Consider the following 18,932-nt stretch of genomic DNA (forward strand, 5'->3'; position numbering starts at 1 on the left):
CCTCATTCCTTTCTATTGTTTCGTCACAGGTGCAAATTTTGCTAACAAACGTTTAACACCAATTGGGCTTGGGAATGCAATATCTAATTCTTTTGCATCACCTTCACCTTTTACACTTACAACTGTACCGACTCCCCATTTTTGGTGGGAAGCTTTATCTCCTACTGCCCAGCCAATTTGTTCGCCGCCTGTCGTCTTAGCTGCAGGGCGCGCGAAAGCTGAACGAGAGCGTGTTGTCGTTGTGATTGTCGTTTTGCCGCTACTTGCCGTTCTGCCTTTTGCACCAAACGATGTTTCACGCTTTGGCGCTGTTTCATTTAATGATTCCACTAGTTCTGTCGGGATTTCTGTAATGAATCGAGACGCAGCGTTCATACTTGTTCTACCAAATAAAGTACGCATTTGCGCGTTAGATAAATATAGCTCTTCTTCTGCACGGGTAATACCTACATAAGCAAGACGACGTTCTTCTTGCATTTCATCCTCTTCCATAAGAGAACGAGTATGAGGGAATATCCCCTCCTCTAAGCCAACAATAAAGACAACCGGGAACTCTAATCCTTTCGCTGAGTGCATCGTCATTAAAATAACTTCTTCACCAGCAGTTGGGTCTTCATCTACACGATCAATATCAGCAACAAGTGCTAAATCTGTTAAGAATGCAACAAGGCTCTTATCTTCGCTTTGAGATTCAAATGTTTGCGTAACAGATAAGAACTCGTCTAAGTTTTCTAAACGACCTTCCGCTTCTAAAGAACGTTCATTTTTCAACATATCGCGATAGCCTGTTTTTTCAATAACTTCTTCTACTAATTCTGTAACAGATAAATACTCTTGCATATTTACCCAGTTATTTAATAAATTCGCAAATTCTTTTACTGCCTTTGTAATTTTTGCACTTACTCCAACATGCTCAATTTCATCAAATACAGCAGTTAATGAAATTTCGTTTTGCACACCGTAATTAATAATTTTATCGATAGAAGTCGCACCAATACCACGCTTTGGCATGTTAATAATACGTGCAAAACTAATTTCATCATCTGGATTACCGATTAAACGTAAGTACGCCAAAATATCTTTAATCTCTTTACGATCGTAGAACTTCGTACCTCCGACAATTTTGTACGGAATGTTAGATTTAAGGAAAATCTCCTCGACCATACGAGACTGAGCATTCGTACGATATAACACTGCAAAATCAGTATATTTTCGTTTCCCCATTTGAATATCGTCACGAATTTTTTTCGCAACAAAATACGCTTCGTCCTTTTCAGTTGCAGCACGATAATACGAGATTTTACTTCCAACTTGATTGTCTGTCCATAATTTCTTCGGCTTACGATTCGTATTTTTTTCAATAACAGCATTCGCTGCATTTAAAATATTTTGTGACGAACGATAGTTTTGTTCTAACAAAATTACTTGTGCATTCTCATAGTCTTTTTCGAACGACAAAATGTTAGAAATATCTGCACCACGCCAGCGATAAATAGACTGGTCAGAGTCACCTACAACGCAAAGATTTTTAAAACGCGCTGCCAAATGTTTAACAAGAAGATATTGCGCTTTGTTCGTATCTTGATACTCATCAACGTGAATATATTGGAACTTACGCTGATAAAACTCTAATACTTCTGGAACACGTTCAAATAACTGAATCGTGGTCATAATTAAATCATCAAAGTCTAATGAATTATTTTTCAAAAGACGTTTTTGATACTCTGTGTATACATCGCTCGTTAATTTTTCATATGGATCAGCCATTGTAATTTTTTTTGCATATTTATCCGCAGATAACAGTTCATTTTTCGCATTACTAATACCCGCTAAAATAGAGCGCGGCTCAAATTTCTTCGGATCAATATTGCGCTCTTTCATAATTTTTTTGACTACAGTTAGCTGATCGCCTGAATCTAAGATTGTAAAGTTACGATTAATACCAATACGATCGATATCCCGTCGTAAAATACGTACACACATAGAGTGGAACGTCGAAATCCAAATATCTTCTGCTTCTGGTCCCACAAGTGTATCAATACGCTCACGCATTTCACGAGCTGCTTTATTTGTGAAGGTAATAGCTAGTACATTCCATGGTGCTACACCTTTTTCACCAAGTAAATACGCAATACGATGTGTTAACACACGTGTCTTACCACTACCTGCACCTGCCATTAATAGAAGTGGTCCATTCGTTGTTTGGACTGCTTTTTGTTGCTGTGGATTTAAACCGTTTAATAATCTATCTGTCATACTCATATACGCCTGCACCTACTCTCCTTTTACTGCTTTAACTGTTTTTAACGCCAATTTTATATCATCATAAATAATATTTCCAACAACTACTGTATCAGCATATTGTGCCATTTCTTTCGCCTGTTCTGCATTAGAAATACCACCGCCATAGTATAACTTAGCTTGTTTCAATTCTGCTTTTACATTTTTAACAAGTTCAACATCTCCATACGTACCGCTATATTCTAAATAAAATATCGGTAAATGTAATAACTTGTCTGCTAAACGAGCATATGCAATAACGTCATCTTCTGTTAAATCACATTTCGCTTCTGTAAGCTGGGCTACTTTCGCTTCTGGATTTAAAACACAATACCCTTCCATAAAAATTTCGTCCCAGTCCATAATATCCCCAAATTCTTTCAATGCCTCATGATGAACACCTGTTACCCATTCTACTTTTCGGCTATTTAAAACACTTGGGATGTAATAAAAATCAAATCCTGGTGTAATTGCTTCTACATCAGAAACCTCTAATACACAAGGAACTGCATATCTACGAATGCTAACTAGCATGTGTAATACGTTATCAATTGTAACTCCATCACTTCCGCCTACAATAACCGCATCAGTTCCAGACTCACAAATCATTTCTAAATGTTCATCGCTTAACTCCTTATTTGGATCAAGCTTAAATACATGTTTCCATCCGGAAATATCGTACATGAAAACACCCTTCCTTTTCTCTAGTTATATATATTTCTGTTCAAAATAACAGTTTATTTTCATCATTATTGTTTTAACTTCATCTTAAATATTTGTTTAAAACGGAGAATTAAGTTTGGAATTACCTCTTCCATATTTTTTAAACTAGAGGATTTAATTTTGAAGTTCCTTTTATGCATTCTTTCATTATAACAAAAAAAGTTACTTACACACACGCACATTCCAACATCTTTTTCCACGTCAAATGTTGGATTACATATCCCAAAAATCAAACGGGATACTAATAAAAGAAATAGTATTATCTATTTCAACTTTCATAAAAAGGAGTGTTTTTCTAATGAAGCAAAATATCGGGACAATAAACGCTCTAATTCGAATTACACTTGGGCTTGTCCTCTTCGGATGTAGTGCAACTAAACTTGTACGCAAGCCGTGGTGCACTTGGTCTAACATTTTTCTATGGATTGGTGCAATGAAAGTTGCAGAAGGAATTGTTCGTTTCTGCCCTGTTGTTGAAATGTGGAAATTCGGAAAATACATGAATATGGGGGCATTTAAAATGCCTAGCATGAATTTTGCTGAAAAAGGACATGCTAAAGAAGAAGTGAATCAAACTTCCACTCATGACAAGCCAAAGTCAAAAGGAAGTTATGACGCTTCTGACAAAGAGATTGAGTCAGCGATTGAAAATATAATCCTGGCAAAACCGCTTTGAATCATTTGTCACGATGCAAGATGCTCTCAAAGGGACTTAGCTGCTGCAGTGGGCGGTTAAGTCTTCTTTATTTTACCATAAAACAGAACGTACATTCTCTTTTTCAGCCTTAAAATGTATATAAAAGATATCAATCAATAAAATTCAGAAAATTAGGTGCATACCTCTTGCTTAAAATGATATAAAAGTGATATCATTTTTATATCAGGAGGCGATCATATGAAAGAAAAACAAGTATTTTATGTAAATGGTTTTCTCGGTATTATTGGAATTTTGATTTTAGCTGCTATCGGTGTATTTTTCCTTGCACAAGAAATTTTCATAGGAGCGGCACTAACTATTATATTAGCCGCAGTTCTCGCTACAGGTATCGGTATTGTTCAACCGAATCAAGCGAAGGTTATTACGTTCTTCGGTAATTATTTAGGAACAATTCGTCAAAACGGTTTATTTTTAACGATTCCGTTCGCATTCCGTCAAACTGTATCTTTACGTGTTGAAAACTTTAACAGTAAAAAATTAAAAGTAAATGACGTTGATGGAAATCCAATTGAAATTGCAGCTGTTATCGTATATAAAGTTGTTGATTCTGCAAAAGCAATGTTTGGTGTTGAACATTATGATCGATTTGTAGAAATTCAAAGCGAAACGGCAATCCGCCATGTTGCAACAAAATATCCTTATGACAATTTCCAAGATGAAACCTGCGTTACGTTACGCGGAAATACTGAAGAAATCTCTGAAGAATTAAAACGTGAGTTAGAGGCGCGTCTTGAAATTGCTGGTGTAGAAGTATTAGAAACTCGTTTAACGCACTTAGCTTACGCAACAGAAATTGCCCATGCAATGCTACAACGCCAGCAAGCAAAAGCAGTATTAGCTGCTAGAAAAGAAATTGTTGAAGGTGCTGTGAAGATGGCGAAAGATTCCATCCATATGTTAGATGAAGAAGGCGTACTAGAACTCGATGACGAGCGTAAAGCAAATATGGTAAACAACTTATTAGTTGCCATCGTTTCAGATAAAGGTGCGCAACCAGTTATTAATACAGGAAGCCTATACTAAGGGCTATAAGTAATTATGGCTAAAAAGAAAAGCTTTCCATTACGTATTGATCCTGAATTACACGCAGTCATCGAAAAATGGGCAAATGATGAATTTCGTAGCGTCAATGCACACATCGAGTATTTACTTCGAGAAATGGCAAAGCAAAAAGGGAAATTAAAAAAAGATAAAGATGCATAAAAAATCCCGCTGATTCCTCAGCGGGATTTTTACATATTAACTTTTCGTCATTTCATGCCCAATTGCACGATATCCTATATCACTTCGATAAAATAGACCATCACTCTCAATTTTACCGATTTCTTTATATACTTTATCTTTTGCTTCTTGTAAACTATTTGCCTTACAAGCAACAAATAATACACGGCCACCGTTCGTTACAAAGTCCCCATGTTTCATTGCTGTACCTGCATGGAAAACAATCACATCTTGCAGTGCATCTAGTCCACTAATAATATCACCTTTTTTATATGCTTCTGGATATCCTTTAGAAGCAAGTACAACACCGATTACAGCTTCTTCTGACCATTGTAACGTTAGTTCACTTTCATCTAATACAGCGTTACATACGTCAACTAAATCATTTTCTAAGCGAGGTAATACAACTTCTGTTTCAGGATCACCGAAGCGTGCATTAAATTCAATTACCTTCGGACCATCATTTGTTAAAATAAGACCTGCGTATAAAATACCTGTAAACGAACGGTTTTCTGCAATCATCGCCTTAGCAGTTGGATGTAATACGGTTTGAATCGCTTCTTGAACTGCTGATTCTGGAATTTGTGGTACTGGAGAATATGCACCCATTCCGCCCGTATTTGGACCTTTATCACCATCAAAAGCTCTTTTATGATCTTGGGCGATTACCATTGGATGTACAGTTGTTCCATTCACGAATGCCATTAATGAAAATTCTTGTCCATCTAAAAACTCTTCAATAACGATCTTCTTACTTGCCGCGCCGAATTTCACATCTTGTAGCATTTCTTTCACAGCTTGTAATGCCTCTTCAAGCGTCATTGCTACCGTTACCCCTTTACCCGCAGCTAGGCCGTCAGCTTTAATAACGATTGGTGCACCAACTTTTTGAATGTACTGTACTGCTTCTTCATAATCTGTAAAAGTTTCGTACGCCGCAGTTGGAATATCATACTTTTTCATAAGCTCTTTTGTAAAAGCTTTACTACCTTCAATAACAGCAGCCGCTTTATTCGGACCAAATACGCGAAGTCCCTCTTCTTTAAAACAATCAACAATTCCATTCATAAGCGGAATTTCTGGTCCAACGAAAGTTAACTCAACATTATTCTCTTTTGCAAATAAAACTAATGCATCAAAATCATTTTCATCAATATCAACTGGTGTTGCAACATCTCTCATACCTTCATTACCTGGTGCTACATATACCTTTTCTACTTTTTCAGATTGTGCAAACTTCCAAGCTAAAGCATGCTCACGCCCACCGCGGCCAATTACTAAAACATTCATATTTCATCCCCCAATAATTAAATAAGTACAAACTAGAAGCTATGCTCCTAGTTTGCTTTTTCATATCAATAAAAGGTTATCTCGACCGGACTTTTTAAACATCCTCTATTAGTGTTTGAAATGACGTACGCCAGTGAACACCATAGCAATCCCATACGTATCTGCCACTTTAATAGAATCTTCATCACGGATTGATCCGCCTGGTTGAATGATTGCTGTAATTCCTGCTTTTGCTGCTTCTTCTAATGTATCTGGCATTGGGAAGAAAGCATCAGATGCAAGTGCGCTACCTTGTGCTTTTTCACCAGCTTGTGTAATTGCGATTTTTGCAGAACCTACACGGTTCATCTGTCCCGCACCGACGCCAATTGTCATGTCATCTTTCGCTAAAACAATTGCGTTTGATTTCACATGTTTTACAACTTTCCAAGCTAGTTTTAAATCTTTCCATTCTTGCTCTGAAGGTTCACGTTTCGTTGGAATTGAAATTGTACTTTCATCTAATGATAACGTATCTTCTTCTTGAACGAGAAGTCCACCTTGTACAGAAGTTAGTTTTTTGCTTGCACTTGTCGCTTTTTCAATATTTATAGTTAATAAACGTAAGTTCTTCTTACTTTGTAACACTTCTAAAGCTTCTTGCGAGAACGAAGGTGCGATAACAATTTCTAAGAAAATTTCATGTAACTTTTCTGCTGTAGCTTTATCAATTTCACGATTTGCTGCAATAATACCGCCGAAAATTGATACTGGATCTGCTTCATAAGCGCGAGTATATGCTTCGTGAATATCAGTTCCTACTCCAACACCACATGGATTCATATGTTTTACTGCTACTACTGCTGGTTCTGTAAATTCTTTTACGATGCTAAGTGCTGCGTCTGCATCATTAATATTGTTATACGATAATTCTTTACCGTGTAATTGTTCTGCGTATGCAACAGAAGAAGTTGCTGCGAATGGCGCTTTATAGAAAGTTGCCTTTTGATGTGGGTTCTCGCCATAACGTAAGTCTTGCTTTTTCTCAAATGTCACAGTTAATGTTTCTGGACTTTCTTCACCCATTTGCTCTGTTAAGTAGTTAGAAATTAACGCATCATACGCTGCTGTATGACGGAATACTTTCGCTGCTAGTTTACGTTTTGTTTCCTCTGCTACTTCACCGTTCTCTTTCAGTTCTGCTAACACAATATCATAATCTACTGGATCTACAATTACAGATACGAATTTATGATTTTTCGCAGCAGAGCGAATCATTGTCGGGCCACCGATATCAATATTTTCAATTGCATCAGCAAATGTTACATCAGGCTTAGCGATTGTTTCTTTAAATGGATATAAGTTAACAACAACAAAGTCAATTGGCTCCATACCTAATTCATTCATTTGTGTTACATGTGTTTCATTATCACGAACTGCTAATAGACCACCATGAATATTTGGATGTAACGTTTTCACACGGCCATCCATAATTTCAGGGAAACCAGTTACTTCAGAAATACCAATTACTTGTAAACCGTTTTCTTCTAATAACTTTTTCGTACCACCTGTTGAAATAACTTCAATCCCTTGTTCTAGTAACCCTTTAACAAATTCTACTACTCCTGTTTTATCTGAAACACTTACTAATGCACGCTTTTTCATTTATCCTTCACCCCTGGTTGTATGTTAGTTAACAGTTGATTCTTTCACAGACTGAACAATTTGATTTACTGTATTTACGTATAATTTATGTTCAACTTGTTGAATTTTCTTTTGTAAACTTTCTCTCGTATCCCCTTCAGAAACAACCACTGCTTCTTGCGCAATAATTGGCCCTGTATCCATACCTGCATCTACATAATGAATTGTTACTCCAGTTACTTTCACACCTGCTTCTAACGCTTGACCGACAGCATCTTTACCCGGAAAGCTCGGTAGTAATGATGGATGAATATTAATAATCTTCCCGCCGTATGCTTCTAGTAACGTCGGCCCGATTAACCGCATATATCCAGCTAAAATAACATAATCAATTTCATATTCTTCTAGCTTCTTTAATATCTCTTTTTCAAATGCTTCTTTTGACTCATATGCTTTCGCTGAAAAAGCAAAACACGGAATATGATGATAATTTGCCCGTCCAACAGCGCGTGCTTCTGGTTTATCACATACTAATAAACTAATTTCTGCATCCAATCTTTTTTCTTCTACCGCATTAACGAGAGATTGAAAGTTAGATCCGCTTCCAGAAGCAAAAACTGCTAATCTACTCATAGTGCTGTGCCCCCATTAAAAGTAACGCCAGCTCCTTGTATAGTACGTCCAATAATACGAGCCATTTCTCCTTGCTCTTCAAGAAGACGAACAACATCTTTTGCATCTTCTTCCTTCACTGCTACTACCATACCAATACCCATGTTAAAAATATTGAACATTTCTTTTTCTTCCAGTTTTCCAACTTCTTGAAGCAAACTAAAGATCGGCTGAATTTCCCAAGATCCTAGTTCAATCTCGGCACCGATTCCTTCTGGCAACATGCGTGGAATATTTTCAATAAATCCACCACCTGTAATATGCGCCATACCGTATACTTCATGTTTCTTCAATAGTTCTAAAATAGGTTTGACATAAATTTTCGTTGGTTTTAATAATTCTTCACCAAGAGGTAGTTCTAAGCGGCCATAAATACGCTCTAAAGATAGTTCCCCATCTTCTAGTAACACTTTTCGTACTAAAGAGTAACCATTGCTATGAATACCGCTAGATGCTAAGCCAATTAGCACGTGACCAGCTTCAATCTTTTCACCTGTTACAATTTTCTTTTTATCAACAATCCCAACTGTAAAACCAGCTAAATCATATTCTTCCGTAGAATACATTCCTGGCATTTCAGCTGTTTCTCCACCGATTAATGCACAACCAGCTTGGCGACAGCCCTCTGATATACCTTTGACGATGTTTTCAATTTTACTAGGTTCAGCTTTACCACAAGCAATATAATCAAGGAAGAAAAGCGGCTCTGCTCCTTGGACAACAATATCATTTACACACATTGCTACTGCATCAATACCAATTGTGTCATGTTTATCTGCCATAAAAGCGAGCATCAATTTCGTTCCCACGCCATCTGTTCCAGATACTAATACAGGTTCTTCTAATGCAAATTTTGATAGATCAAACATACCTCCAAAACCGCCTAAACCGCCTAGTACTTCTTTTCTCATAGTTGTTTGTACGTGTTTTTTCATGCGAGATACCGCTTCATATCCAGCTTCAATATCTACTCCTGCTTGCTTATATGCATTCGCCATCGTTATTTACACCTCGTCTTTTAATTTCTCCCCATCCAGGGCGGGCTATTTTAAGAAAGGAGCTAGCTTCTACATCAAAAGAAGTAGAAGCTTGTTTCACTTTTCTTATTTCATACTTTCTAAAAGCTCTTGCTCATAATCATAAAGAGCTGTTGGATAGTCCCCATTAAAGTAAGCCATGCATAGGCCACCATATTTCCCTTCATATGGACGTCCAATTGCATCTACTAATCCATCTTCGCTTAAAAATGTTAAAGAATCTGCTCCGATCATTTCACGGATTTCTTCTACTGTATGATTTGCTGCAATTAATTCTTTTCTCGTTTGAATATCAATGCCATAGAAACATGGATATTTCAGAGGTGGTGAAGCAATTCTTACGTGAACTTCTGTCGCTCCAGCTTCACGAAGCATACGAACAATTCGTTTACTTGTCGTTCCTCTTACGATAGAGTCATCAATCATAACAACTCGTTTCCCTTCAACTACACCTCTTACTGCGGAAAGCTTCATCTTAACCCCTTGCTCTCGCAGTTCCTGAGAAGGTTGAATAAACGTACGTCCAACGTAACGATTTTTAATTAATCCTAACTCATATGGAATACCTGTTGCCTCCGCATAGCCAATCGCAGCTGAAATACTAGAGTCTGGTACACCAGTAACAACATCTGCTTCAATAGGAGCTTCTGCCGCTAAACGTTTCCCCATATTCTTACGTGCTGCATGAACGTTAACGCCTGCAATATTAGAATCTGGTCGTGCAAAGTAAATGTATTCCATACTACAAATTGCATGTTCTACATCGTTTGTGAAACGATCTACGTGAATTCCTTCATCATTAATGATAAGTAATTCACCCGGTTCTACATCACGAATGTATGTTGCACCTACTACATCAAAAGCACATGTTTCAGATGCTACAACGTAAGCATCCCCCATCTTTCCAATTGAAAGCGGACGGAACCCATTCGGATCTAATGCAACGATCATTTCATTTCCAGTTAGTAAAAGATACGCAAACGCACCTTTCACTTTGTTTAAAGCTTCTTTTACACTTTCAATTAAAGAATCTTTCGTACTACGTTTAATAAGATGTAAAAGTACTTCTGTATCTGAACTAGTTTGAAAAATACTGCCCTCTGCTTCTAATTCACGACGAAGCATTTTTGCGTTAATTAAATTTCCGTTATGAGCTAACGCCATACTATGATCGGAAAAACGGAACAACAATGGTTGAACGTTAGCAACTTCACTTCCACCAGCTGTTGCATATCGTACATGTCCGATCGCTGATTTTCCATTTAATCCTTCTAGCTCACCTCTTGAAAACACTTCTGATATTAAACCTAACCCCTTGTGACCGACGATTTTTTCCCCATTATTTACGACAATGCCTGCGCCTTCTTGCCCACGGTGCTGTAAACTGTGCAATCCGTAGTATGAAACTTGTGCTGCATTTTCATGCCCCCAAATTCCGAAAACGCCACATTCTTCGTTTAACCCCTTTATTTCAGCAAGCATGGGATTGCCCCTTTCCAAGCCTTTCTCATTTCATCTACATTTGCTGTAAGTAATACTTCATTTTCTTCATTATGAATTGTTACTTCATTTGTACTTGTTACTTCTCCAACTTGGATTGCTTCTACCACTTTCTCAAACGCCTCTTTATTTTCACGTTTTACAGTTATCACGAAGCGAGACTGTGATTCAGCGAATAATGCTGCTGTTGCTTCTCCATCTAATTTCACAGTAGCACCTAAGCCTTTAGCACCAATTGCACTTTCTGAAATCGCAACTGCTAAACCACCTTCAGCAACATCATGTGCAGATTGAACAAGACCAGCTTGAATTGCTTCTAATACTTGTTTTTGGCGTTTTAATTCTACATCTAAATCGATACTTGGTGATTGACCGAAAATTTTGCCGTGAATCATTTTCTGTAATTCACTTCCGCCAAACTCAGCTTTCGTCTCACCAATTACATACACTAAATCACCAGCTTGCTTAAACTCTTGTGTTGTTACATGTTTTAAGTCATGCACAAGTCCGACCATCCCAACAGTTGGTGTTGGATATACAGCTTCACCACTACGCTCGTTATACATCGATACGTTTCCGCCGATAACTGGTGTTTGTAATGTGCGACAAGCTTCACTCATACCGTCTACTGATTTCTCAATTTGCCAGAAGATTTCTGGTTTTTCTGGGTTACCGAAGTTTAAGCAATCTGTAATTGCAAGTGGCTCTCCGCCAGAACATACGATATTACGCGCTGCCTCTGCTACTGCAATTTTACCGCCCATCTCTGGGTCTAGATAAATGTAGCGAGAGTTACAATCTGTCGTCATTGCTAATCCTTTTTCTGTACCGCGTACACGTACAACTGCAGCATCCGAACCTGGCGTAACAACTGTGCTTGTGCGAACTTGGTAATCGTATTGATCGTATACCCACTCTTTACTTGCAATTGTTGGTTGCTGTAATAAAGCGAATAACGTTTCTTTATAATTTTCTACTTTTGGCGTTTCCATTTTCATTGCTTGGAATTCAGCAAAGTATGCTGCTTCTTTTGATGGCTTATGATAAATTGGTGCTTCTTCTGCTAAAGCATCTGCTGGAACTTCAGCTACCTTTTCACCTTTATGGAATAAACGAAGCATTTTATCTTCTGTTACTTTCCCCATCGTAACCGCTGCAAGACCATACTTCTCAAATAAATCTACTATTTCTTGTTCTCTACCTTTTTTCACGACAATTAACATACGCTCTTGTGATTCAGATAGCATCATTTCATATGGTGTCATTCCTGTTTCACGCTGTGGTACATCATCTAAGTACATTTCAATACCCATTCCTGCTTTACTTGCCATTTCTGCAGATGATGATGTTAAACCAGCCGCACCCATATCTTGAATTCCAACAAGTGCATCAGATTGAATTAATTCTAAACACGCTTCAATAAGAAGTTTTTCCATAAATGGATCCCCTACTTGAACCGCTGGACGTTTAGCTTCTGAGCTTTCAGATAGTTCTTCCGACGCGAATGTTGCACCGTGAATACCGTCACGACCAGTTGATGCTCCTACGTACATTACTGTGTTACCAGCACCATGTGCTTGCCCTTTTTTAATGTCTTCGTGGTTAATCAAACCTACGCACATTGCATTTACAAGTGGATTTCCTTCATAACATGGATCAAATTGTACTTCGCCGCCAACAGTCGGAATACCGATGCAGTTACCGTATCCTGCAATTCCTGCTACTACTTCTTCGAATAAATATTTCACACGTGGTGACTGTAATTCACCGAAACGAAGTGAGTTTAATAGAGCTACCGGACGTGCTCCCATAGAGAATACGTCACGAATAATACCACCAACACCTGTTGCAGCTCCTTGATATGGTTCAATAGCTGAAGGATGGTTATGACTTTCCATTTTAAATACAACTGCTTGATTATCACCAATATCTACAATTCCAGCACCTTCCCCAGGCCCTTGTAGAACACGCTCACCTGTTGTTGGGAATTTTCGAAGCACTGGTTTTGAATTTTTATAACTACAATGTTCAGACCACATTACAGAGAATAACCCTGTTTCTGTATAATTTGGCAGACGACCTAAAATCTTTTCAACCATGGCAAACTCTTCGTCTGTTAACCCCATTTCCGCATATATACGCTCTTCTTTAATTTGTGTTGGATTTGGTTCAAGCATTAACGACATATGTTTCCCTCCACTGTTTTAAGATAGATTGAAAGACTTTTAACCCTTCAGCACCGCCAAGTAATTCATCTACAGCACGCTCTGGGTGCGGCATCATACCAAGTACATTTCCTTTTTCATTTACAATACCAGCAATATCTGAAACGCTACCGTTAGGGTTTTCTACGTAACGGAATGCGATTTGATTGTTCTCTTCTAATTGTTTAAGAGTCGCTTCATCACAATAGTAATTCCCCTCACCATGCGCGATTGGAATATTAATTATTTCATCTTTTTCATATTGTGATGTAAACATCGTTTCATTATTTTCAACACGTAACTGAACAGTGCGACACATAAATTTTAAGTTTTCGTTTCTTATTAACGCTCCTGGTAGTAATCCTGATTCAACAAGAATCTGGAATCCATTACATACACCTAAAATCGGCTTTCCTTGCTCAGCAGCTTTTTGCACTGCTTTCATTGCATTAGCAAAGCGAGAGATAGCACCGCAGCGTAAGTAGTCACCATAAGAAAATCCACCTGGTAGTAGAATTGCATCATATTCATCTAAATTCTCTGTATCGTGCCAAACGTAATCTACTTCTTCGCCAAGCTCATCTTTAATTGCATGGAACATATCGACATCACAGTTCGAACCCGGAAATACTATTACGGCAAATTTCACTGTGCGACAACCTCCTCAACTTCATAACGGAAGTCTTCCATTACAACGTTCGCTAATAGTTTTTCACACATTTCTTTTACCTTGCTATCTAAATCAGATACAGATTTATCAATTGTTAGTTCCATGTACTTTCCGATTCGAACGTCTTGTACTTCTGTGAATGAAAGACTATGAAGTGCTCCTTTTACTGCTGTTCCTTGTGGATCTAATACGCTTTCTCTTAATGTTACATATACCTTAACTTTATACATGTGAAATTCCCCCTAAACGTTTTAAAATCTCTTCATAAGCATCTGTTAAATTTCCAAGATCACGACGGAATACGTCTTTATCAAACTTTTCATTGCTCGTTTCATCCCATAAACGGCAAGTATCTGGTGAAATTTCATCCGCTAAAATGATTTCTCCTTCTTCCGTTACACCAAACTCTAATTTGAAATCTACTAATCTTACACGACAGCTTGCGAAATGATCAATCAACACTTGATTGATTTGTAGAGCCATATCTCGTAATACACTTACTTGCTCTGGCGATGCAACGTTTAATACACGAATATGATCTTCCGTTACAAGCGGATCTCCTAAATCATCATCTTTGAAGTAAAATTCTACGATTGGTTCTGCAAGTACAGTTCCCTCTTCCATTCCTAATCGTTTTGAAAGACTTCCTGCAATTACATTTCTTGTGACAACTTCTAAAGGAATAATACTCACTTTTTTAACAAGTTGTTCTGTCTCAGATAACTTCTCAACAAAATGTGTTTTAATTCCCACTTCTTGTAACTTTCTGAACAATAAAGTTGTAATTTCATTGTTCAAACGACCTTTTCCTGTAATCGTCTCTTTTTTCTCCCCATTGAAAGCAGTCGCACTATCTTTGTACTCTACCCAAACCATATCTGCTGATTCTGTACGATAAATTCTTTTTGCCTTACCTTCATACAGCAATTCTAGCTTTTGCATTTCGCAAGCCCCCTGTAGTTTGAAAAATGTGAATAATATTTTTATAAAGAATGGCACAGAATGACTCTATTCTGTGCCATATGAAATTTTACGCTTCGTTTAATCCAAGGCGTTCAAAGATTGTATCAACGTGTTGCATATGATGCTCATAGTTGAAGCATTCATTAATTTCTTCTTGTGTTAACTTGCTTGTAATACGCTCATCAGCTTCTACAAGCTCTTTAAATTGTACTTGTGTTTCCCAAGCTTCCATCGCTTTAGGCTGTACGATATCATAAGCTTCTTCACGTACCATACCTTTGTCGATTAGTGTAAGCATTACGCGCTGAGAATAAATTAAGCCGTATGTTCTTGTCATATTACGTTTCATATTCTCTGGGTATACAGTTAAGTTTTTAACAATATTACCAAAGCGATTTAACATGTAATTTAATGCGATTGTAGCATCTGGTAAAATTACGCGTTCTGCCGAAGAGTGAGAAATGTCACGCTCATGCCATAATGGAACATTTTCGTAAGCTGTCATCATATAACCGCGGATAACACGAGCTAAACCAGTCATATTTTCAGAACCAATTGGATTACGTTTATGTGGCATTGCAGAAGAACCCTTTTGACCTTTTGCGAAAGCTTCTTCAACTTCACGTGTTTCACTCTTTTGTAAACCACGAATCTCAACTGCCATCTTTTCGATAGATGTTGCAATTAGTGCAAGTGTTGACATGTAGTGTGCGTGACGATCACGTTGCAATGTTTGTGTTGAAATTGGTGCTGCTTCTAATCCTAAATTTTCACAAACATATTTTTCTACGAATGGATCGATATTTGCATATGTACCAACCGCACCAGATAGTTTACCAACACGAACTGTATCAGCAGCTTGTTTGAAACGCTCTACGTTACGTTTCATCTCTTCATACCAAAGACCAAGTTTTAAACCAAATGTCGTTGGTTCTGCATGAACACCGTGTGTTCTTCCCATCATGATTGTGTATTTATGCTCTTTCGCTTTGTTAGCTAAAATGCTTACAAAGTTCTCTAAGTCTTTTAATATAATTTCATTCGCTTGTTTTAAGATGTAAGATAATGCTGTATCTACTACATCTGTAGATGTTAAACCGTAATGAACCCATTTACGTTCTTCGCCTAATGCTGGCGTTTCTGATACAGCACGAGTGAATGCAACTACGTCATGACGTGTTTCTTTTTCAATTTCATAAATACGATCAATATCAAATGATGCATGTTCACGAATTTTTTTAACATCTTCTTTTGGAATATCGCCAAGCTCAGCCCATGCTTCACAAGCTAAAATCTCAACTTCTAACCACGCTTTAAATTTGTTCTCTTCCGTCCAAATCGCACCCATTTCAGGGCGTGTATAACGACTAATCATCTTTTTCCCTCCAACAGTTGTTCTTGATGGTCCCAAATATGCAAACTCTTCGCTTTTTCTAGAGCGACTTCAATATTATCATTTAAAATATTAACATGCCCCATTTTTCGCTGTGCTTTTGCTTCTTCTTTTCCATACAAGTGTAAATAGCACCCGGTTAATCTATTCACTTGTCTTAGGACCCCTTCTATATGTTCGCCTAAAATGTTTACCATGACAACTGGTTTTAACAAATTTGTTTCTCCTAGAGGTAAATTACAGATTGCTCGAATATGTTGACCAAATTGACTCGTTTCACATGCATCCTGTGTATAGTGTCCTGAATTGTGAGGTCTTGGCGCTAATTCATTAATATAAATCTCACCATTATCTGTAGCAAACATCTCTACAGCTAGTGTTCCCACAAGTTCTAATTCATCCGCAAGTACCTTTGCATACGCAATTGCTTTTTGAGAAAGCTCTTCTGTAATGCGAGCTGGAACGATAGATTCATGTAAAATGTTATTTACATGAATATTTTCTGCTACTGGAAACACTTTTGTTTCACCACTTACACTACGAATCACAATAACTGATACTTCTTTTTCAAAAGGCACCCATTTCTCTAAAATACATTCTGCTTTATCCACAAGATTTCTTGCTGCCTCAACATCAGCTTCACTTCTTAAAACAACTTGCCCTTTCCCATCATATCCACCTGTCGTCGTTTTTAAGACGGAAGGGAATGATAACCCAGCAATTGCTTCTGTAAGCTGCTCTTGATTTTGAACTAATCTATACGTTGCTACTGGTAACCCAGCCTTCTCAATCGCATTCTTTTCTGTAAAACGATTTTGTGTTGTATTTAACAACTGACTACCTTGTGGTAAGTACGCATGTTTTTCAAGCCATTGTAAACATCTATAATCAATATTCTCAAATTCATATGTGACAACATCACTTATCTCTGCTAAATGCTGAATTGCTTTTAAATCATCATATGGTGCAACAATTTCAATATCAGCAACTTGTGCACATGGCGAATGCTTTGTAGGATCTAAAACAGCAATTTTATATCCCATCTCCTTAGCTGCCAATGCCATCATTCTTCCTAGCTGGCCGCCTCCAATAATACCGATTGTTTTTCCAGGTAAAATGATTCTCGTCATACTAGCTCACTACCTTCACGCACATCTTTTTCAATCGCTTCTCGTCTCAATTCTAATGCATCATGTATATCATCATGAAATGATCCAAGTATTTGTGCGGCAAGTAATCCAGCATTCGTTGAACCGGCTTTACCAATTGCAACAGTTGCAACTGGAACACCTCCTGGCATTTGGGCGATGGATAATAATGAATCTAAGCCGTTTAATGCTTTTGATTGAACTGGAACTCCAATTACAGGAAGATTTGTCTTCGCTGCAACCATTCCTGGTAAATGTGCTGCTCCACCAGCTCCAGCAATAATAACTTTCAATCCACGTTCACGAGCCGTCTCTGCATATTCAAACATATAATCCGGAGTCCGATGAGCGGATACAACTTTTTTCTCATACGGTATATTTAATTCATCTAAAATGTCACAAGCATATTTCATTGTTTCCCAGTCTGACGTACTTCCCATTATGACTCCAACTAGTGATTTCATATTAGAATCCCCCCGATTCAAATAAAAAAAGCCTGAAATAGAACAGTTTCTCTTTTACTATGAGAGAAAGCGCTCTACTCAGGCATACGTATCCCTTGTGAATAGAAAAATACCGAGTGACTTTCCCTCATAGTCTAACGAATAACGGTCGTTAGGTAGAGACTTGCAGGCCATATCCCCGCGATTATATGAGGTCTTATATTATTGTTTCTATGGCTATATTAACAATATTTCATAAACAATGTCAATAAATAATCGAATGTTTTTTTATTAGCAGTCAATAACGTTCGTGTTTTAGTTATATTCAAAAGAAGAATTGCAACTATATACAAGAAGAAAAGGGAATTAGAATATATATTTCTAGAGATCTATTTTATGTATTTATCGTTTAAATAGCACTTCAGTATGTTTTTAATCAAAATATATACACTCTTGTATTATTATAACGATTTAATTTCTAAGGAGGATAACTGTTAAAGAAAGAACTTTGCTATTATCCTATTTATTTTTCTCTATTGCAGTAATTTCTGTAATTATTAAATATTTATTTATAGCATCTCATTATTTAAAATATATACTTATGATAGAAATAATGTGTCCTATTTTACGTATTACTTTAGCGACATTAGGAAAATCAGGAACACAAAAAATCATTACTATTATTTTAAAGAGTCTCTACTTCATTCTTTTTTCGTCTGTAGCTTTATTAAATTTACGGATTATAGCATTCGGTAAATAAAAATAAACACAAAAAAACCTAAGTCAAAATAACTTAGGTTCTTGCTTGGCGACGTCCTACTCTCACAGGGACAAGGTCCCAACTACCATCGGCGCTAGAGAGCTTAACTTCCGTGTTCGGTATGGGAACGGGTGTGACCTCTCTGCCATCATCACCAAACTATGAAGGCATATTCCTTCAAAACTAGATAACATTTGCTACATATTATATGGTTAAGTCCTCGATCTATTAGTATTCGTCAGCTCCACATGTCACCATGCTTCCACCTCGAACCTATCAACCTGATC

At 37.4% G+C, this 18,932-nt stretch carries 18 protein-coding genes, 1 rRNA gene and 1 riboswitch; of the genes, 4 read left to right on the forward strand and 15 right to left on the reverse strand.

Annotated features, from left to right (window positions below):
- Positions 1-12 precede the first annotated feature (12 nt).
- Together pcrA and ACTFN4_RS24795 are read right to left on the reverse strand one after the other, a co-directional pair.
- Positions 13-2,262 (reverse strand): DNA helicase PcrA, encoded by a 2,250-nt coding sequence (pcrA, locus tag ACTFN4_RS24790; RefSeq protein ID WP_439962938.1) that lies wholly within the window; start codon positions 2,260-2,262, stop codon positions 13-15.
- Between the two features lie 12 nt (positions 2,263-2,274).
- Positions 2,275-2,964, reverse strand: a complete 690-nt coding sequence (locus ACTFN4_RS24795; protein ID WP_000272098.1) for a heptaprenylglyceryl phosphate synthase — start codon at positions 2,962-2,964, stop codon at positions 2,275-2,277.
- 337 nt (positions 2,965-3,301) lie between these two features.
- Here ACTFN4_RS24795 and ACTFN4_RS24800 point away from each other — a divergent pair, with 337 nt between their 5' ends.
- The 3 genes from ACTFN4_RS24800 to ACTFN4_RS24810 all read left to right on the forward strand — a co-directional run bounded on the left by ACTFN4_RS24800 (position 3,302) and on the right by ACTFN4_RS24810 (position 4,924).
- Complete coding sequence (locus ACTFN4_RS24800) at positions 3,302-3,679, forward strand: YgaP family membrane protein (RefSeq protein ID WP_000812346.1); 378 nt, start codon at positions 3,302-3,304, stop codon at positions 3,677-3,679.
- A 219-nt stretch (positions 3,680-3,898) separates the two neighbouring features.
- The gene (locus tag ACTFN4_RS24805) at positions 3,899-4,744 is read left to right on the forward strand and encodes an SPFH domain-containing protein (protein ID WP_000660669.1); all 846 of its coding nucleotides are present in this window, start codon (positions 3,899-3,901) and stop codon (positions 4,742-4,744) included.
- 15 nt (positions 4,745-4,759) lie between these two features.
- Positions 4,760-4,924 carry a toxin-antitoxin system HicB family antitoxin gene (locus tag ACTFN4_RS24810; protein ID WP_001085171.1) on the forward strand — a complete coding sequence of 55 codons (165 nt, stop codon included), beginning with the start codon at positions 4,760-4,762 and terminating at the stop codon, positions 4,922-4,924.
- A 36-nt stretch (positions 4,925-4,960) separates the two neighbouring features.
- Here ACTFN4_RS24810 and purD read toward each other — a convergent pair whose 3' ends face one another.
- From purD to purE, 12 genes are all read right to left on the reverse strand, one after another.
- On the reverse strand, positions 4,961-6,232 hold the full coding sequence (gene purD, locus ACTFN4_RS24815; protein WP_001101962.1) for a phosphoribosylamine--glycine ligase: 1,272 nt from the start codon (positions 6,230-6,232) through the stop codon (positions 4,961-4,963).
- 108 nt (positions 6,233-6,340) lie between these two features.
- Positions 6,341-7,876, reverse strand: coding sequence for a bifunctional phosphoribosylaminoimidazolecarboxamide formyltransferase/IMP cyclohydrolase (purH, locus tag ACTFN4_RS24820; protein ID WP_000745439.1), 1,536 nt, complete (start codon positions 7,874-7,876; stop codon positions 6,341-6,343).
- A 24-nt stretch (positions 7,877-7,900) separates the two neighbouring features.
- Positions 7,901-8,488 (reverse strand): phosphoribosylglycinamide formyltransferase, encoded by a 588-nt coding sequence (gene purN, locus ACTFN4_RS24825; protein WP_000088589.1) that lies wholly within the window; start codon positions 8,486-8,488, stop codon positions 7,901-7,903.
- Entirely contained in the window at positions 8,485-9,525 is a 1,041-nt protein-coding gene (purM, locus tag ACTFN4_RS24830; RefSeq protein WP_001262439.1) for a phosphoribosylformylglycinamidine cyclo-ligase, read from the reverse strand. The genes purN and purM overlap by 4 nt, the downstream gene beginning before the upstream one ends.
- Positions 9,526-9,630: 105 nt before the next feature.
- On the reverse strand, positions 9,631-11,046 hold the full coding sequence (gene purF / locus ACTFN4_RS24835) for an amidophosphoribosyltransferase (protein ID WP_000879025.1): 1,416 nt from the start codon (positions 11,044-11,046) through the stop codon (positions 9,631-9,633).
- Entirely contained in the window at positions 11,031-13,250 is a 2,220-nt protein-coding gene (gene purL / locus ACTFN4_RS24840) for a phosphoribosylformylglycinamidine synthase II (RefSeq protein WP_000055564.1), read from the reverse strand. The genes purF and purL overlap by 16 nt, the downstream gene beginning before the upstream one ends.
- Positions 13,234-13,917: a phosphoribosylformylglycinamidine synthase subunit PurQ gene (gene purQ, locus ACTFN4_RS24845; RefSeq protein WP_000666774.1), complete on the reverse strand. Its 684-nt coding sequence runs from the start codon at positions 13,915-13,917 to the stop codon at positions 13,234-13,236. Before purQ ends, purL begins: the two co-directional genes overlap by 17 nt.
- Entirely contained in the window at positions 13,914-14,168 is a 255-nt protein-coding gene (purS, locus tag ACTFN4_RS24850) for a phosphoribosylformylglycinamidine synthase subunit PurS (protein ID WP_000278823.1), read from the reverse strand. Before purS ends, purQ begins: the two co-directional genes overlap by 4 nt.
- Positions 14,161-14,880 (reverse strand): phosphoribosylaminoimidazolesuccinocarboxamide synthase, encoded by a 720-nt coding sequence (gene purC, locus ACTFN4_RS24855; RefSeq protein WP_001170544.1) that lies wholly within the window; start codon positions 14,878-14,880, stop codon positions 14,161-14,163. The genes purS and purC overlap by 8 nt, the downstream gene beginning before the upstream one ends.
- An 88-nt stretch (positions 14,881-14,968) precedes the next feature.
- Positions 14,969-16,276: an adenylosuccinate lyase gene (gene purB, locus ACTFN4_RS24860; RefSeq protein WP_000625682.1), complete on the reverse strand. Its 1,308-nt coding sequence runs from the start codon at positions 16,274-16,276 to the stop codon at positions 14,969-14,971.
- Entirely contained in the window at positions 16,273-17,424 is a 1,152-nt protein-coding gene (gene purK, locus ACTFN4_RS24865) for a 5-(carboxyamino)imidazole ribonucleotide synthase (protein WP_439962939.1), read from the reverse strand. The genes purB and purK overlap by 4 nt, the downstream gene beginning before the upstream one ends.
- Positions 17,421-17,906 carry a 5-(carboxyamino)imidazole ribonucleotide mutase gene (gene purE, locus ACTFN4_RS24870; RefSeq protein ID WP_000839365.1) on the reverse strand — a complete coding sequence of 162 codons (486 nt, stop codon included), beginning with the start codon at positions 17,904-17,906 and terminating at the stop codon, positions 17,421-17,423. The genes purK and purE overlap by 4 nt, the downstream gene beginning before the upstream one ends.
- 110 nt (positions 17,907-18,016) lie before the next feature.
- Positions 18,017-18,118: riboswitch (purine riboswitch) on the reverse strand.
- Between the two features lie 275 nt (positions 18,119-18,393).
- On the opposite strand from purE, the gene ACTFN4_RS24875 reads away from it, so the two are divergent.
- Positions 18,394-18,645 (forward strand): hypothetical protein, encoded by a 252-nt coding sequence (locus tag ACTFN4_RS24875; RefSeq protein ID WP_439962940.1) that lies wholly within the window; start codon positions 18,394-18,396, stop codon positions 18,643-18,645.
- 43 nt (positions 18,646-18,688) lie between these two features.
- On the opposite strand, the gene rrf is transcribed toward ACTFN4_RS24875, so the two are convergent.
- Positions 18,689-18,804 (reverse strand): 5S ribosomal RNA (gene rrf, locus ACTFN4_RS24880).
- Positions 18,805-18,932: the final 128 nt, after the last annotated feature.

The organism is Bacillus cereus group sp. MYBK95-2, assembly GCF_051915225.1.
GTDB classification, from domain to species: Bacteria; Bacillota; Bacilli; order Bacillales; family Bacillaceae_G; genus Bacillus_A; species Bacillus_A cereus.

Excerpts from the sequence above, each read along its gene's own strand:
- pcrA (WP_439962938.1), bottom strand. The coding sequence starts at position 2,262 with ATGAGTATGACAGATAGATTATTAAACGGTTTAAATCCACAGCAACAA.
- ACTFN4_RS24795 (WP_000272098.1), bottom strand. The coding sequence starts at position 2,964 with ATGTACGATATTTCCGGATGGAAACATGTATTTAAGCTTGATCCAAAT.
- ACTFN4_RS24800 (WP_000812346.1), top strand. The coding sequence starts at position 3,302 with ATGAAGCAAAATATCGGGACAATAAACGCTCTAATTCGAATTACACTT.
- ACTFN4_RS24805 (WP_000660669.1), top strand. The coding sequence starts at position 3,899 with ATGAAAGAAAAACAAGTATTTTATGTAAATGGTTTTCTCGGTATTATT.
- ACTFN4_RS24810 (WP_001085171.1), top strand. The coding sequence starts at position 4,760 with ATGGCTAAAAAGAAAAGCTTTCCATTACGTATTGATCCTGAATTACAC.
- purD (WP_001101962.1), bottom strand. The coding sequence starts at position 6,232 with ATGAATGTTTTAGTAATTGGCCGCGGTGGGCGTGAGCATGCTTTAGCT.
- purH (WP_000745439.1), bottom strand. The coding sequence starts at position 7,876 with ATGAAAAAGCGTGCATTAGTAAGTGTTTCAGATAAAACAGGAGTAGTA.
- purN (WP_000088589.1), bottom strand. The coding sequence starts at position 8,488 with ATGAGTAGATTAGCAGTTTTTGCTTCTGGAAGCGGATCTAACTTTCAA.
- purM (WP_001262439.1), bottom strand. The coding sequence starts at position 9,525 with ATGGCGAATGCATATAAGCAAGCAGGAGTAGATATTGAAGCTGGATAT.
- purF (WP_000879025.1), bottom strand. The coding sequence starts at position 11,046 with ATGCTTGCTGAAATAAAGGGGTTAAACGAAGAATGTGGCGTTTTCGGA.
- purL (WP_000055564.1), bottom strand. The coding sequence starts at position 13,250 with ATGTCGTTAATGCTTGAACCAAATCCAACACAAATTAAAGAAGAGCGT.
- purS (WP_000278823.1), bottom strand. The coding sequence starts at position 14,168 with ATGTATAAAGTTAAGGTATATGTAACATTAAGAGAAAGCGTATTAGAT.
- purC (WP_001170544.1), bottom strand. The coding sequence starts at position 14,880 with ATGCAAAAGCTAGAATTGCTGTATGAAGGTAAGGCAAAAAGAATTTAT.
- purB (WP_000625682.1), bottom strand. The coding sequence starts at position 16,276 with ATGATTAGTCGTTATACACGCCCTGAAATGGGTGCGATTTGGACGGAA.
- purK (WP_439962939.1), bottom strand. The coding sequence starts at position 17,424 with ATGACGAGAATCATTTTACCTGGAAAAACAATCGGTATTATTGGAGGC.
- purE (WP_000839365.1), bottom strand. The coding sequence starts at position 17,906 with ATGAAATCACTAGTTGGAGTCATAATGGGAAGTACGTCAGACTGGGAA.